The sequence below is a fragment of the Methanococcoides sp. AM1 genome, assembly GCF_900774055.1.
Lineage (GTDB): Archaea > Halobacteriota > Methanosarcinia > Methanosarcinales > Methanosarcinaceae > Methanococcoides.
On the sequence record NZ_CAAGSW010000004.1, the window covers coordinates 363,393 to 378,623 of the forward strand.

The following is a 15,231-nucleotide window of genomic DNA, read 5'->3' on the forward strand; positions in this document are numbered from 1 at the left end:
CCTCACTCCACAATAGCAGAAACTATCTCTTCTATGCTTTTCTGGAGATCATGATCATCGGTGATCGGTTTGATCATTGCTACTTTACATGCTTCCTTTGAATTGATGCCGGATTTGATCAGCATTCCAGTATAGATCAAAAGACGTGTGCTGACCCCTTCTTCAAGACCGTGTTGCTTGAAATTCCGTATTCTCTGCCCGATCTCTACTAGGGTCCGGGCATTCTCTTTATCAATTCCACTTTCATGTGCCACGATTTCAGTCTCAAGTTCCGCAGGTGGATACTCAAAGTCCATAGCTACGAATCTTTGGCGCGTACTTTGCTTGAGATCCTTTAAAACACTCTGATATCCGGGATTATAGGAAATAGACATCATGAATTCGTTGGGAGCAGGAAGTATTATCCCCAGCTTATCAATAGGCATGATGCGCCTGTCATCTGTGAGAGGGTGTATGACAACTCTAGTATCCATTCTTGCTTCCACGAACTCATCAAGATAACAGATCGAACCGGACCTTACACCTTTTGTGAGAGGACCATCGTTCCATTCGGTAGATTCTCCCTTTATAAGGAACCTTCCGATAAGGTCGCTCGCTGTAAGATCCTCATGGCAGGATATTGTTATAAGCGGACGTTTTAACTTATAGGCCATGTATTCCATAAAACGTGTTTTACCACAACCTGTGGGACCTTTCAGGTTAACGGGAAGGTTGTTTTCATAGGCTGCAGTGAATATTTCAACTTCATCACCGATCGGAAGATAGTAGGGCTCTTCCGTGATGATGTATTCTTCAACAGGTTGTTCCACACAAATTATTTTTTTCATCGTTATCACCCTTATTCAATTCCTAAAAGTGTCCAGACCAACCGGAAACGAGACTATATTCACTTTCCATTACATTATCACTGTTATTCACACATTCAACTATACCCTCTTTTTTGAGCTGAACAATTTGTGGAATAAGTTTTCTGGCACATGGTCGCTTAGTTAATGAATGTACTATTTCCCTCAAAGTAAGTGGTTTGTTAGCAGATACAAGAGCTTTGATAACTCCGCGTTGTACATATGAAAGATACATGCGTTCCTCCGACTTTTTTGCGATCAGAACATAGAGGTTCATTCAGGAACAAGAATCTCTGAAATAATTTGTAGGTGAAGGGAGAAGGTTTTGATAAGGAATCATTGATTCCATGGGAATTATCAAAACCTTCTAAAGGGGTTGTAAGGTAGCATGGTGCAATTAAAACAAAATTACACCAAAACTTTCCGACTTCACTTAAAATTCGAATTCCATACCAAGATCTGACAGTTTGGCCTTCGATTTAGCCCAAAGGTCTTCGAATTCTTTGGATGGGCGAACCTTTTCGATGTCATAGCATTCCTGGAATGTCTTGCCCTTTGGAACATTGCCAGATTTTAAAGCATCTGCATATGTTTTCTCGAGTTCAACACAGAATTCGTTCATATCGGCTAGGCTCATCTTAGCAGCTGCAATTCCAATTTCTGCAGTGATACGAGCATCCATTCCAGAAAATACATCAACTCCAGTTCCACAGGTAGCTGCAGCACCAGAGAGGATATCATTGCCTGCTGCAGTTATTGCACCTGCATACACTGCAATCTCATCAATCTCCATTTCAGTACACATTCCAGAAAGTGGGAAGACATAGTTTGCATAAAGACCCTTAGTGTTTCTCTTTAATGCAGCTCCGGTGTATGCCGAAACAAATGTTGGGGCAGCACTTGAACCTTCACCTGTCATTGGGTGGAATGGAGGACAGACCGAGTAGGCTGGGCCACCAAGCATGATATATGAAACAATACCCTCAGCAACATTTGCGATAGCAGTTGTTGCAGGTCCACCGGTGTAACCGCCCATAACCGGGCACATGCAGCCTTCTACAACGTAGTTGTTCTGAGTTGTACTGACAACTTTCTTAAGAACATCCCAATCAACCTTCATATCGTTCAAGAGACAAACAAGGTGCTGGTCTTCAGGACGTACTGCACCAGGCCCATCTCCAAAGATCTGTCCTTCACTGGTAACTGCAGACATGATACTTTGCATTGGCATCCCCGGCCTTCCAGCCATGCGCAAACCCTCTCGGGCCCATACGGCTTCAGCTCTTGCACCGAGCATCTCACTAGGAGACCTTGCTTTCAGCTCCATTCCATGAATGGTTGCAACTGTACCACATAGAACTCCTCCAACAAGGGGTTCTTTTGCAACAGATTCTACGAATTTGGAATAGTATTGCTCGCTGATCACACCACCATTAGCACCTCCAAATACGACAGGTGCTCTTTTATCGCCAACTTTCCTCTGAACTACCTTAAGTGCATCATTACCAATTCCGTATTTTTTTTCACCTGGCAAAATCCGAAGATTGGCTTTTATTTCGCTTTCCTCAAGTTTAATCGCGCTACTGGTGTTTATGTTATAAACGCCTACATCGGTAACGAGGTCCATGGCTGCCTTGAATATGGAATCGACCATGTCCATGTCCTGGGGAACAATTTCATCCGGCCTATATTCGATGTCATATTCTTTTGCAAGTTCATTAAGTCTTTGAGGAAGGATTCTGTTATCAAAATTCTTCTCTTCAATCTTATCAGCGGTAATAAATCGATCATAAATATCTAGGATGTCTAACATTTTATCCACCTCGTTTATTTGGATACCATTTTATTTGCGGCTCTCACAGCATCGGCTGCATTAACAGCATACGCATCTGCATCGATGCCATCAGCATAATCCTGAGTAACAGGTGCTCCTCCGATCATCACTTTATGGTTGTCCCTGATGCCCAGTCCTTCCAGCAGCTTGACAATATCGCCAAGGTATGGCATGGTAGTGCTCATCAGTGCAGAACCAGAAATAATATCTGCATTTCTGTCTTTTGCTGTCTGAACCATTGTTGCAACAGGTACATCTCTGCCAAGGTCAATAACTTCAAAACCCCCAGCCCTCAGCATACCTGCAACAATATTCTTTCCGAGGTCATGGATATCTCCTTCAATCGTTCCTATGACAACAGTACCTTTCGTAGCAGATGATTCTCCTTTTTCAGAAATCTTTGCAGACAGCTCCTTAGTTGATGCATCCATCATATCTGCTGCGATCATGACCTGTGGTAGGTAGTATTCCATCCTTTCAAATTTTTTTCCTACTTCAGTCAAGCCATCGGCCAACTTGTTTAACAGTTCAACAGGATCAAAATCGTTACTGATCCATTCTTTAACAGTTTCAGCTGTCTTATCTTCGTTGATTTCCACAATCGCATCATATGCTTTTTTAAGCAAATCTTCCTTTGATGACATTTTATATCCTCCTTATTTTTGACCTCTCATTTTCCTAGGTCAAGTAAACATAATTCAATATGATATTTAAGTTTTTTTTAGGTAATTACATATAGTAGTTTTTTAAATGCAAATGTTTATATATGAGAAAGTGACGGTAACGGAGTTACTGTAGATGATTGGAGAGTGCTACAAAAAATAGTAAAGGATTGCTGAGAATAGCTTATATATTAGTTATTCAAATTCAAATAATTATATATGAATAACAAAGACATGCAAAACCCAGTTCCGATGATAGACCCCACTCATTAAAATTATAATATGAAGTGCGACATATAATGTATATATAGAAATCATAAAATATGAAATGAGTGAATATGCAGCCATAGGAGGTTTGTTATGCTAAAAGGTTTGCAGAATAAGATGAGTGGGAAGTTACAGTTTCTTTCAGACGAAGATTGTGAGAAGATCCATTATGCATCGCTTGAGGTGCTAAGAGACGTAGGTCTAAAAATTGAATCAAGATATGCATTGGATGCATTGGAGGGGATGGGGTGTGATGTGAGCAAGCGAACTTCAATAGTTAAGTTTCCTAATTACCTTGTTGAAGACTGCTTACGAGCTTGCCCCCATTCAGTTAAATTGTATGGACTGGACTCAAAGTACAATATTAATGTTGAAAAAAAGAGAACTTATGTATCTACTGGTTCAGGTTATGGAGTAATTGACGAAAAGAACAATATGGCCAGAGCTGGAACTTTAAAAGACGTCAGAGACGCTACCCTGATTGCCCACCACCTAGATAACATTCATTCAATAGTCCCACCAATGATGGGAGTTTCTGACATCCCCTCAAATATTGCAACACCTACCATAGTATCTGAAACATTGAAATACACTAACAAAACCATTGAGTTTTACCTGACCGGGGCTCCAGAGTCTAAAAATGAAGTTGATAGCCTCATTTCTTTATGTGAATTGGTTGCAGGAGGCCCTGCAAATCTAAAGAGACGCCCATTTGCGATGCTTGCTTTTGATCCATCTTCCCCATTAGCATATTTAGAGGATCATATCATGTCTATGTTTAAGTGCATAGATGCAGGAATACCTGTCACAATTATGCCTGGTGTTGTTGGTGGTGCCACTGCACCCATAACTATCTCAGGAATACTTGTTCAGAGTAATGCTGAATTCCTTGGCGGCGTAGTACTTGCAAATATAGCCCAGAAAGGTGCATCAGTTCTTTACGGGCATTACAATTCAATAATGAATATGCAAACGGGAAACTACTCTGCCGGCTCAGTGGAGATGGGAATCATAGGATCTTGTGTAGCACAGCTAGGGAATTGGTACGGTATTCCAACAAACGGTTTTTTCCCAATGTCTGATTCCCATATCCCCGATCAACAAGTCGGTTATGAAAAAATGATGCAATGGACCCTTTCAACTCTAGGAGGCATGAATTATTTAAGCGGAGCAGGAAATGTCGAAAACGGCACTATGATCTCACTTGAACAACTTGTAATTGACAACGAGGTTGTCGGAATGGTCGATCGCATGCTCAAAGGTGTTCAAGTTGATGACGAAAGGATAGGGATGGATACCATCAGCAAAGTCGGACCAGGGGGAAGTTACTTTAAACAGACACATACATTAAAATGGTCCGGAGATGAGTGTTTTTCACCCAGAATAAGTGAAAAGGAATCGTTTTCAAGCTGGAGTGGGGAGAACGTCATAACAAAAGCGAAAGCAGAAGTTGACGTAATATTGCATGATGTTGAAACTCCTGTGCATAAAGATATAATTAAAGATATTGAAATTTTCCAGAAAGGGTTGCGTTGAAAAGCAACTACTTTTTTGTTTGGTAAATCTTAGATGATATTTAACTTTAAACCTTAAATTACTATTTGGTTGTATACAAATATTAGACCATCGCACGTGGAACTTTTTTGTTAGCAGGGTTTCCTAAGTCGTTCTTTTCCTTTTTTTTCATTAGATATAAAGTTTACTATTTTAAAAAGTACTATATAAATGTTATTGAATAAAGTATATATATTAATGAAACAGTGCTGACATATGCAAGAAAACTAATTAGGAAATAAACAAAAGCAAAAAATTATGGATGTTGAAAATGTATTATTCATTCATCTAGAATTATTGTTTTTGATAAACTATCAAGCCTAATTTACTAATCTTGCACCTATTGGCCAAAATGTCACCAATTTAGTTTCACAGAATGGTGAGCTTTCTGGTCAAAAAAAGGAAAAGGAGTGAAAGTAACATGAAAGAACATTACTATCCCGGACAGTATCCCCTGAATGGTGTAGAACTCAATTTGTTAACACAAGATGATTTGAGAAGAATTCACTATGCAACCATAGATGTATTTCTGGACCCGGGAGTACAGGTTTCTGATCCAGAAGCAAGGCAAATCTTTAAAGAAGCAGGTTGCGAAGTCGATGAGAGGACTCAGAATGTCAAGATCCCTGAATTTCTCGTTAATAGAGCACTTATGGATGCACCATCAAGATTTGTCCTTTGGGGACGTGACAAGAAAAATAATACCAAACTAGAACACAAGGGTAAAGTGAACTGGACCTGTTTCGGTGTCGGCGTTAAGATGTGCAACTATGAGGCGCCTGGCAAGTTCACAACAGTAGATTCCGTTGAAGAAGATATTGCAAAGACCGCAAAGGTCTGTGACTGGGCAGACAACATTGATTTCTATTCACTGGCAGTTTCTGCAAGAGATTGGGCAGGTAAAGGTGCACAGGATGTACACGAGACATTCACACCAATTATGAGTACCTCCAAACACTTCCATCACCTTGACCCTGTTGGAGAAAACGTAGAGCATTATATGGACATCGTTTATGCATACTATGGCGGAGATAAAGAAGAAGCACGTAAAAAACCAATATTCTCCATGCTCCTCTGTCCAACCAGCCCACTTGAACTCAGTGTTAATGCATGCCAGGTCATCATCAAAGGTGCACGAGACGGAACTCCTGTTAATGTTCTAAGTATGGCAATGTCCGGTGGCTCTTCACCAGTTTTCCGTGCAGGTACCCTTGTTACCCACAATGCAGAAGTCCTTGCCGGTATCGTACTTGCAGAGTTAGTAGAACCCGGAACTCCTGTATTCTATGGAAGCTCTACCACCACATTCGACCTGAAGAGAGGAACTGCACCAGTCGGTGCACCTGAACTTGGCCTGATCAGTGCAACAGTCGGCAAACTTGCACAGTACTATGGCCTTCCTTCCTATGTAGCATCCGGATAGGCAGATGCTAAGATACCTGATCCCCAGGCAGCTCATGAAAAGACAATGACAATGCTTCTTCCTGCACTTTCAGGCTGTAATGCCCTCTATGGACTGGGAATGCTTGAACTAGGTATGACATTCTCTCTTGAGCAGCTTGTTCTTGACAACGATATGGCAGAAATGACCAAATACGCAATGCGTGGAATAGACGTCAGTGATCTTACTCTGGGAGTAGAATCCATCAGAAAGGTTGGAATCGGTAACAATTTCCTTGCACATAAACAGACCAGGGAATACATCGACGTTGTTTCTGATCCTAGACTATTCAATAGGGATATGTATGGTGACTGGGAAGCTGCAGGTTCCAAGGACATAGTAACTGTTGCACATGAAGTTGTTGTTGATGTGCTCAAAAACCATGAAGTTACACCAATTGATGCCGACCTGGTCAAAGATATGAAAGCAGTAGTGGACAAGGCCGATGAAGCTTTCAGAGCCACTATGTAAACTAAACAAATTACAGGAGGTTTAAAAAATGGTTACACAGGATGGAATTAATGCAAAAGCAAAAAAAGCAGTCATGGACTTTGATGAAGAAGCAGTAGAAGAAGTATGCAAAGAAGCAATCGCTGCAGGTGTTGACGTAGTTTCCCTTATTCAGGACGGTCTTACCGCAGGTATGAACGAAGTGGGAGACCAGTTCGAGCAGGGTACTCTTTTCCTTCCACACGTCATTGCAGCATCCGAAGCAATGAGTGCTGGTGTCGCAGTACTTACCCCTGTCCTTGAGGCACAGGGTGGATCTGTAAAATCCAAGGGAACAGTTGTCATCGGTACCATCGAGGGTGACATCCACTCCATCGGTAAGGACATTGTCGCAACAATGCTCAAGATCGCTGGATTCAAGGTCGTTGACCTCGGCAGAGATGTTGCAATCGGCGCATACGTCGATGCAGTCAAGGAACACAACCCACTTGTAGTCGGTTCTTCTGCACTCATGACCACAACAATGGTCCTTCAGATGCAGATCGAAGAACAGCTCAAGGAAGCTGGTGTCCGTGACACTGTCATGACCATGGTCGGTGGCGCACCTGTCACACAGGACTGGGCAGACAAGATCGGCTCAGACATCTATGCTGAGAACGCAACAGACGCAGTCGTTAAATGTAACGCAGCTGCTGAGTAAATTTAATCTGCTGGGTTGTACCCTTTGTGATGCATCCCCCTATTTCATCATCAATAAAATGATGCTGGCTAAAACAGATTATATGTATAAATCAATAAATAATTATAAAATTTGTAAACGGAGGAATTAATTTTGGATGTTCAAGAGCTGAGGCGATTAGAAATTAAAAGGAGATTTAATAGCGGATATATGTGGGCTCTCTTTTGTGCAGTTTTGTGGGCCATGTGGTACATTCCGGGTACTATTATCTGGGCGGTTCCGCCTTTCGATGTTATGTGGACTGAAATTGCACTTCCCGACTATTCCAATGCTTCAATGGCAACCGTCATAGTTGCTATGTTGATTACTGCATTTAATGCGTTGACAGTTATGATTGCCCTATTAGTATGGAACGGAGTGCTTGGTAAGTTCGGTGAAATAAAGAGAACTCTCAAGGCAATGAAACCCTGTAGCAAATGGTTTTTTGCTGCTTCCATATTTGGTGGCCCTGTTGCAATTATGGGCGCATTTCTGGCAATAGGATTCGTGGGAGCAGCTTTCGGAGCAGTTGCAGCCCTCCTATACCCGGTAACAGGATCTATTCTCGCCTACTTGTGGTACGGTGAGAAATTGAGTAAAAGAGCAATCATTGGTATTGTTGTTATCATTATGGGTGGTGTCATTCTCTTTGGCGGAGGTCTTTACGCAGAACTCGCAAGTGGAAGTGCTGGCTGGATTGGTTATGTTGGTGGTCTCATGGCAGCTGTTGGTTGGGGAATTGAAGGTGCAATTGCAGGCAAGGGCCTAGATATTGCAGAACCCGATGTAGGCATCACCATTAGATTCCTTGGTGAAAACATTATATGGTGGCTTATTCTCATACCTATTGTTGCACTGGCTGGTTTCCCAATTTTCGAATATGCAATTGAAGCACTGAACCCGCTATCTATCCTCATACTGTCATTTGCCGGCATCACTTTTGGCTACTGCTATGTTTGCTGGTACAAGTCATTCCCACTGGTCGGCGTGGGGCGTGGACAAGGAGTGGCAAATCTGAGTGGACTTTGTGCTGTGATCTTTATTTATTTGTTCTTTGGCACCGTACCTGCATGGACCGTATGGGTAGGTGCAGTTCTATGTGTCATTGGCAGTTTCATCATGTTCTTTGAAGATAACGGTGAACTCGAATCACTTAGGGGTGAATAACATGACTGCAGATCAACCAATTAAATTCAGGATTCTTGAATTATTCCTTGATGACAAAGAACATTGGAATAATGAAATTGTAAACCAGATACAGGACGAATATAACCTCCAAGGTAACTACTGGAGAGATGGTATTAACTTCGATATCATTGAGCTAACTTCCGGAGGGATGTTGAAAGCAATGGAAACTAAAGTTGATGAAGAAGGAACTTATAAGAAAAATTATCTGTTGCATAAATATATGATAACAGATTTCGGCAAGACTCGTGCATCAGAGGCATGTCTGGAGTACGTCTGATAAGGAGGTCAAGATATGGGACAAATAGCAGATTTAACTCTTGGATATTACGGCTATGACATGTACAATTCTCCCTTTCCGATTGCTGAGTACACGTGGATGATTGCGATTATTGCAATCGCATTATTGGCAATTTGGAAGGCAAGAACCTTTGCATCCAAATTCTGAAAGTTAATTTGGGATGTGTGCGGGGAGTTCTGCGTATTCAACAAATCAAATTGTTATACCTTAATTATTACCCATATTTTAGCACATCCCCACTAAGATCGCCAGAAAAAGGAGATCAATTATGTCAAAAGAAGAACTATATAAAGAATTAGCTGATGCTGTAGTCAGCTGCAAGAAAGATGCTGTTTTAGCAGCGGTTGAGAAGGCTCGCGGTGAAGTTTCCGGCTCGGATATTATTGAGAACGGGCTGGCTGCCGGTATGAATGAAGTTGGTGTTCTCTTCGAAAGAGGAAAACTCTTCCTTCCACACGTTATGATGGCAGCGGACGCAATGTCTGCAGGTGTCGCAGAACTGGAAGACGAAATGGCAGGTAGTGGGGCCGGTGAAAAGCTCGGTGTAATTGTCAACGGTACCGTCGAAGGCGACGTTCACGACATTGGCAAAGCAATCGTATCAACAATGCTCCAGGCAGCAGGTTTTGAAGTTCATGATATTGGAAGGGATGTTCCACTCCAGAACTTCATCGACAAGATCAAGGAAACGGATGCTGACATGGTCGGCCTTTCCGCACTTATGACAACAACACTACCGGGACAGAAGGAAGTCATTGAACTTCTCAAGGAGAACGGCCTCAGGGACAGTGTAAAGGTCATGGTCGGTGGTGCTCCGGCAACAGATGCATGGGCAAAGAAGTGCGGTGCAGACTGCTATGCAGAGAATGCCAGTGAAGCTGTGAACAAAGCAAAGGAACTATTACTCTGAGGTGATCGATATGGCAACAGAATATTCTACAAGAATGGGTGACGGTGAACTGATCTTTATGACAAAGGATGCCATAATGACAGAACTCCATGAAGGTACTGCAGATGCAGCAGACCTTGGTACAATCCCCATGCTTTCCGAAGATGAGCTGGAAAAAATTGCAGACATCATCCTAAACCCCAGCAGAATAGTAGGTGTTGACCCAGGAAATGAGATTGTTGTTACTCACGATATTGCTCCGCTTAAGATTGATGGAGATCAGGGTAACAGTGGTGTTGGTGTCCCTGCCAGTCGTCTTGTTAGCAGTATGATCTATGAGAGAGTTTTCGCTGCAGACACAATGGAACTCGGCCACATTGACTACAGTTACAAGCCTGTTAAACCTGTTATTGCTCAGGAACAGCAGGTCATGGAAGTTTGTCAACAGAACATGCTTATCCCCATGATGTACGGTGCAATGCCAAACTTAGGTCTTTACTACACTCCGGATGGCCCATTTGAAAATCCAGGAGACCTAATGAAAGCTTTCAAGATCTCAGAAGCCCAGGATTCCATCGAAAAAGCAGGTGACCACGCAGTACGTGACATCACCTGGCTTATGAAGCGTATCTATGACGTTGGTGGCGACGGAATCAATTTTGATACTATTGGAGCAGCTGGTGACGGTGACATGTATGCTTCCCTCCATGCAATCGAAGCTCTCAGAAAAGAATTCCCTGACATGTACATTGAAGCAGGCATGGCCGGTGAGCTTGTACTTGGTATGCACGGTGAACTTGAATACGATGGTAAAGTTCTTGCAGGACTCTGGCCACATGAGCAGGTAGAACTTGTTTCAAAGGCTGGAGCTAACGTGTTTGGTCCTGTGTGCAATACTAACACCGGAATGTCATTTGCCTGGAATCTTGCTCGTGCAGTCACTTTCACAAAAGCTGCAGTCGAAGCATCAACAATTCCATGTCATGTAGACATGGGCATGGGAGTGGGTGGCATCCCAATGTTCGAAACTCCACCAGTTGACGCAGTTACCCGTGCAAGCAAGGCAATGGTCGAAGTTGCCGGCGTTGACGGTATATAGATAGGAGTCGGCGACCCAATCGGTATGACCATAGCACACATTCTTGCTTCTGGAATGCATGGAATGCGAGGTGCTGGTGATCTTGTAGCAAGGATGCAGCTTGGTAAGAGCATGAGACTCAACGAAGCAAAGAAATATGTTGCCAAAAAAGTTGGCGTCGATGTTGCTGAACTTACAGATGTGCATCGCATGAGGGAAGTTCGTGAAGAACTTGATATTGGAATAATAACATCAGTCCCTGGTTGTGCAAAAGGCTACGTAGCAAAGATGAATATCGAGAAGGTTCTTGGCATCAATATCAATTGCTGCGACAAGTTCAGGGAAGCAATTAAGTAAGTCTTTGGGTTAGGAAACTGAGGATATTAAACAAGGTTTGGCGGTATGATGAAAGGGATTGCAAACTCACCAGATTTACCAGATAATATGCTTGAAGTAGTGTTCGTGTGGAGGTTTGAAGATGGCTGGTCACTTGAGTCCGTATCAGATAATGTATCCATTTTCGGACATGAAGTCGAGGATTTTCTTATTGGTGACTTGTTCTATGAAGATCTTATTCATCCTGCTGACCTTGCAAATTTTAGGAAGAAACTTCGAGAGTATTCTGACAATTCCGAAGGTGACCTTATACAGGAATATCGGATATTGATGCTAGACGGTGATTATAGATGGGTTCGTGAAAATACACATATCATCTATGACAAGGATGGTTGTATTCAAGGTTTGAGGACAACGATTGTTGATATTAATGATGAGAAACAACATGATGATTTTATGTCCATTCAGGATGAGCTAGGCAGTGATTTCAATTGGCCCGTATATCTGGAAGAGTCTACGAATATCCTTATTGAGCTGACAACAAGACTTGAAGCTATAGATATTTGTGCCTTGTATGTTGTTGACGAGGTCAACAAAGGACTAGTACTTGTGAACCATAAGGGACTTTCAACCAATTTTGTGAACAGTTTTTCATATTTAGATGTAAATTCCATTCCGGTAGAGATTGCGAAGAAAGGATTCCCTATATACATGCATTATTCTGAAATCTATCCTTTACTTACGGATTCTTCTATGGAAGAGGAGGGATTACAAGGCACTGCTATTATTCCGATCTATCATAAGCACCACTTTGTAGGGGTATTGATTGTCTCATCATCTTCTGAATTCATAATTCCGGAAGGTGATCGTGATGATCTTGATCTTATCAAGTCGTTAGCTGGCCTTATGATTAGTACTATAGAAATGGCCATTATGAGTGACGATATGCGTTACGGTGTGGCATGAATGGAAGGATATTGAAGAATAGGTTCAAGGACTATTTCCTTGGAATAATACAAGTTTTTAGGTGTTAATTATGACCAATAGCAGTTACAAAAATATTAATGAATAAAAACGGAGGCATCAAAAATGGACATTTGGATGGTTGCTAATGGATTGATCTACTTACTGTGCTTTGCCATGGTTGGCTGGATGCTTCAAGATGCTTTATCAATATCAAAAAAATGAACAGGAGATCTAGAAATGGGAGAAGGAACAATATCAGTAACTCCAGTCCTTGTCAAAACGTTGCGTCCCTACCAAGTATGGGCTTTGGGCGTAGGCATCGTTCTCGTAGGCAATTTCATGGGTTGGAATTTTACTGTAGCTAAAGGTGGTATTCTTGGCTCACTTTTTGCATTGCTAGTCGCCGGTACGATGTATGTCATGGTTTCACTTTGTGCCAGTGAATTAGGAGCTTCTACAAAATTGGCAGGAGGGCCCTATGATTGGGCACGGTTATTTGTAGGTCCGGGTGCAGCCGCACTTGTAGGACTTGCAGTTTATATGGAATTCATCGCTGTTGAAGCAGCCGATGCAATTGTAATGGCATCAGTCTTAACGGCGATATTTCCATCTGCAGAATTGGCAGTATTTCCTGTAACTTTACTGGTCATTACGTCTCTGACATTTATTAATTACAGAGGTGTGGAAGCAGTATTAAATCTCAATTTTGCACTTGCTTTTATCGCACTTCTCGGAATTATAATATTTTTCTTTGCAAACATAGCAGGATTTGGTGGAGTCTGGCATCCAGAGTACCTCTTTTCAGGTGCAATGCCCAACGGATTCATCGGAATTTTAGCAGCCTTGCAATTTGGTCCCTGGTTTTATCTAGGAATTGAAGGAGCAGCGATGTGTGCAGAGGAATGCAAACATCCAAGTAGAGCAGTTCCTCTTGGACAACAAGCTGGTATGATAACACTTCTGTTGGCAGCAGGCATGACATTTTATTTGTGTTCAGGACTAGTTCCAACAGCTGAACTAGGAGTTTCCGCATATCCACTTTATGAAGCAGCAAGCCGTAGTGGTGTACCGATCTTGATAATATTGCTTGCAGTAGGTACCATCTTTACTTGCCTCTCAAGTGCAAATGGTACTGTTTGCGATGCTTCACGATCATGGTTTTCTTTGTCCAGAGATCATTTCCTGACTCCATGGTTCTCAGCAATCCACCCCAAATACAGGACCCCTTACAGAGCTGTTATCTTTACAATGCCTATTGCAGTTGCCTTCGCTTTCAGTGGTTTCCTTGACCAAGTTGTAACTTTTGCAATTGCATCGGGTTTGGTTTGTTATGTACTGATCCCTTTTTCCCTGATCAGGTTTAGAAAGATGTTCCCGGATCAATATTTGAAAGATAAAGATGCACTTAATAAAGTACGACCTTTTTCAGGACCTTTGCATCCCTTGCTGGCTTATTTCACTATTTTCCTCACAATAGTTATCATGTCAACTCTGCACTGGGGATACAGCTACAATTTAATCTTCGCACTCATCTTCTATGTAATAGCATATTTCTACTTCACATGGAGATATCGTTCTTTTGAAGTCGATCACAGTTGGAGTGATGATATGGGATGGCCGGACCCAATAGAAAGACAAGGAGTTGTGAAAAATGAAAGAAGATAAGAATACAAGAATCGATTCCGCAAAATATGTCCGAAAATTGAGGGGAGATGCAGGCGTGGTGGTATTGTTGCTGATCATAATGTATTTTTCTGAGATATTTATTCTCTACAAAACAATCACCACCCTTTGGGGTAAGATTCCAGAACTTTCTGTGATTTTACCGTTATACATCATTTTTCTCATATTATTACTTAGTATTGAGACGATTGGTTGTTTGCGAGTTTATAATTCCATCAAGGAACACATGTATTCATTTAATTACTATGACTAAGGAGGAATGAAAATGGCAGTTACCAATAAAAACGGAGAACGTGGACCCTTCATGCAAATTTTTGATATCCTTTTCATTTTTATAATCGCATGTATATGCGTAGTTACACCGGTTATTATACAAGGTACAGTCCTGGTCGGATGGGATGAAACAGGAGGAATGCAGTTCGTGTGGGATCCAGCATCTTATTTCAGTTTGGTAGCAGTAATTCTTGTTTTTTTTGTTGTGATCCTGTATCATTCGGTCAAGAATTACAGATTATAAATGTATAAAGAGAAATTTCCCTGTGGCAAAAATTAATTTAATGGGTGATAATATGGAAGAAGGTATCCAACGGATCAAAGACAGGAATAATCTAACAGATGTTGAGAAAAAACATGTTCCAATTATTGAAGCACCTGATATTGTAACATCTGAAGAATCATTTGAGGTGAAAGTGACTATTGGAGGAGAACCACATGTGATGGAAATGGAACACTACATTGAATGGGTTGAAGTATGGTTTGCGGATAATAAGATTGGAAAATACGAGTTAGGGGCTGAAAATCCAACACCTGAAGCAATTTTTAATATAATTCCTAGTGAAGATCTAATTTCTTCTACGGAATATGTAGTCTGCAATATTCATGGTGTCAACTTATGCAGTAAATGTGGTCTTAAAGAGGTGAGAACGGAACTTAAGGCCATTGCAAGTTGCAATGTTCATGGGTTGTGGGAATCTGCAAAAGAAGTGAATGTTGTATCCAAAAGAAAGTAACAAAACAACTTG

Annotated in this window: 13 protein-coding genes and 2 pseudogenes; 12 read left to right on the plus strand and 3 right to left on the minus strand. The window is 41.6% G+C overall.

Annotated elements, in window-relative coordinates:
- Nucleotides 1–2 precede the first annotated feature (2 nt).
- The 3 genes from E7X57_RS08890 to E7X57_RS08900 all read right to left on the minus strand — a co-directional run bounded on the left by E7X57_RS08890 (nt 3) and on the right by E7X57_RS08900 (nt 3,323).
- Entirely contained in the window at nt 3–827 is an 825-nt protein-coding gene (locus E7X57_RS08890) for a CbbQ/NirQ/NorQ/GpvN family protein (RefSeq protein WP_135612604.1), read from the minus strand.
- 451 nt (nt 828–1,278) lie between these two features.
- On the minus strand, nt 1,279–2,658 hold the full coding sequence (locus E7X57_RS08895; protein WP_135612605.1) for a monomethylamine:corrinoid methyltransferase: 1,380 nt from the start codon (nt 2,656–2,658) through the stop codon (nt 1,279–1,281).
- Between the two features lie 14 nt (nt 2,659–2,672).
- Complete coding sequence (locus tag E7X57_RS08900; RefSeq protein ID WP_135612606.1) at nt 2,673–3,323, minus strand: corrinoid protein; 651 nt, start codon at nt 3,321–3,323, stop codon at nt 2,673–2,675.
- Nucleotides 3,324–3,701: 378 nt separating this feature from the next.
- Between E7X57_RS08900 and E7X57_RS08905 the strand changes: the two genes are divergently transcribed.
- The 12 genes and pseudogenes from E7X57_RS08905 (at nt 3,702) to E7X57_RS08960 (ending at nt 15,219) form a co-directional block, all read left to right on the plus strand.
- On the plus strand, nt 3,702–5,144 hold the full coding sequence (locus E7X57_RS08905) for a trimethylamine methyltransferase family protein (protein WP_135612607.1): 1,443 nt from the start codon (nt 3,702–3,704) through the stop codon (nt 5,142–5,144).
- Between the two features lie 394 nt (nt 5,145–5,538).
- Nucleotides 5,539–7,074: pseudogene (mttB, locus tag E7X57_RS08910) on the plus strand ([trimethylamine--corrinoid protein] Co-methyltransferase).
- A gap of 28 nt (nt 7,075–7,102) precedes the next feature.
- Complete coding sequence (locus E7X57_RS08915) at nt 7,103–7,753, plus strand: methyltransferase cognate corrinoid protein (protein ID WP_135612608.1); 651 nt, start codon at nt 7,103–7,105, stop codon at nt 7,751–7,753.
- 132 nt (nt 7,754–7,885) lie between these two features.
- Nucleotides 7,886–8,938 (plus strand): EamA family transporter, encoded by a 1,053-nt coding sequence (locus E7X57_RS08920; protein ID WP_135612609.1) that lies wholly within the window; start codon nt 7,886–7,888, stop codon nt 8,936–8,938.
- A 1-nt stretch (nt 8,939) separates the two neighbouring features.
- Complete coding sequence (locus E7X57_RS08925) at nt 8,940–9,236, plus strand: hypothetical protein (RefSeq protein WP_135612610.1); 297 nt, start codon at nt 8,940–8,942, stop codon at nt 9,234–9,236.
- 15 nt (nt 9,237–9,251) lie between these two features.
- A complete protein-coding gene (locus tag E7X57_RS12520; RefSeq protein ID WP_167880956.1) occupies nt 9,252–9,404 on the plus strand; it encodes a hypothetical protein in 153 nt (50 codons plus the stop codon).
- Nucleotides 9,405–9,525: 121 nt separating this feature from the next.
- Nucleotides 9,526–10,167, plus strand: coding sequence for a dimethylamine corrinoid protein MtbC (gene mtbC, locus E7X57_RS08930; protein WP_135612611.1), 642 nt, complete (start codon nt 9,526–9,528; stop codon nt 10,165–10,167).
- Between the two features lie 10 nt (nt 10,168–10,177).
- Nucleotides 10,178–11,581, plus strand: a pseudogene (gene mtbB, locus E7X57_RS08935) ([dimethylamine--corrinoid protein] Co-methyltransferase).
- 45 nt (nt 11,582–11,626) lie between these two features.
- Complete coding sequence (locus E7X57_RS08940; protein WP_135612612.1) at nt 11,627–12,526, plus strand: GAF domain-containing protein; 900 nt, start codon at nt 11,627–11,629, stop codon at nt 12,524–12,526.
- 237 nt (nt 12,527–12,763) lie between these two features.
- A complete protein-coding gene (locus E7X57_RS08945; protein WP_135612613.1) occupies nt 12,764–14,191 on the plus strand; it encodes an APC family permease in 1,428 nt (475 codons plus the stop codon).
- The gene (locus E7X57_RS08950; RefSeq protein ID WP_135612614.1) at nt 14,178–14,462 is read left to right on the plus strand and encodes a monomethylamine transporter; all 285 of its coding nucleotides are present in this window, start codon (nt 14,178–14,180) and stop codon (nt 14,460–14,462) included. Before E7X57_RS08945 ends, E7X57_RS08950 begins: the two co-directional genes overlap by 14 nt.
- 316 nt (nt 14,463–14,778) lie before the next feature.
- Complete coding sequence (locus tag E7X57_RS08960) at nt 14,779–15,219, plus strand: class II SORL domain-containing protein (protein ID WP_135612616.1); 441 nt, start codon at nt 14,779–14,781, stop codon at nt 15,217–15,219.
- Nucleotides 15,220–15,231: the final 12 nt, after the last annotated feature.

What these genes read in the sequence shown, in the direction of transcription:
- E7X57_RS08890 (WP_135612604.1), bottom strand. Translation starts at nt 827, where the DNA reads ATGAAAAAAATAATTTGTGTGGAACAACCTGTTGAAGAATACATCATC.
- E7X57_RS08895 (WP_135612605.1), bottom strand. Translation starts at nt 2,658, where the DNA reads ATGTTAGACATCCTAGATATTTATGATCGATTTATTACCGCTGATAAG.
- E7X57_RS08900 (WP_135612606.1), bottom strand. Translation starts at nt 3,323, where the DNA reads ATGTCATCAAAGGAAGATTTGCTTAAAAAAGCATATGATGCGATTGTG.
- E7X57_RS08905 (WP_135612607.1), top strand. Translation starts at nt 3,702, where the DNA reads ATGCTAAAAGGTTTGCAGAATAAGATGAGTGGGAAGTTACAGTTTCTT.
- E7X57_RS08915 (WP_135612608.1), top strand. Translation starts at nt 7,103, where the DNA reads ATGGTTACACAGGATGGAATTAATGCAAAAGCAAAAAAAGCAGTCATG.
- E7X57_RS08925 (WP_135612610.1), top strand. Translation starts at nt 8,940, where the DNA reads ATGACTGCAGATCAACCAATTAAATTCAGGATTCTTGAATTATTCCTT.
- E7X57_RS12520 (WP_167880956.1), top strand. Translation starts at nt 9,252, where the DNA reads ATGGGACAAATAGCAGATTTAACTCTTGGATATTACGGCTATGACATG.
- mtbC (WP_135612611.1), top strand. Translation starts at nt 9,526, where the DNA reads ATGTCAAAAGAAGAACTATATAAAGAATTAGCTGATGCTGTAGTCAGC.
- E7X57_RS08940 (WP_135612612.1), top strand. Translation starts at nt 11,627, where the DNA reads ATGATGAAAGGGATTGCAAACTCACCAGATTTACCAGATAATATGCTT.
- E7X57_RS08945 (WP_135612613.1), top strand. Translation starts at nt 12,764, where the DNA reads ATGGGAGAAGGAACAATATCAGTAACTCCAGTCCTTGTCAAAACGTTG.
- E7X57_RS08950 (WP_135612614.1), top strand. Translation starts at nt 14,178, where the DNA reads ATGAAAGAAGATAAGAATACAAGAATCGATTCCGCAAAATATGTCCGA.
- E7X57_RS08960 (WP_135612616.1), top strand. Translation starts at nt 14,779, where the DNA reads ATGGAAGAAGGTATCCAACGGATCAAAGACAGGAATAATCTAACAGAT.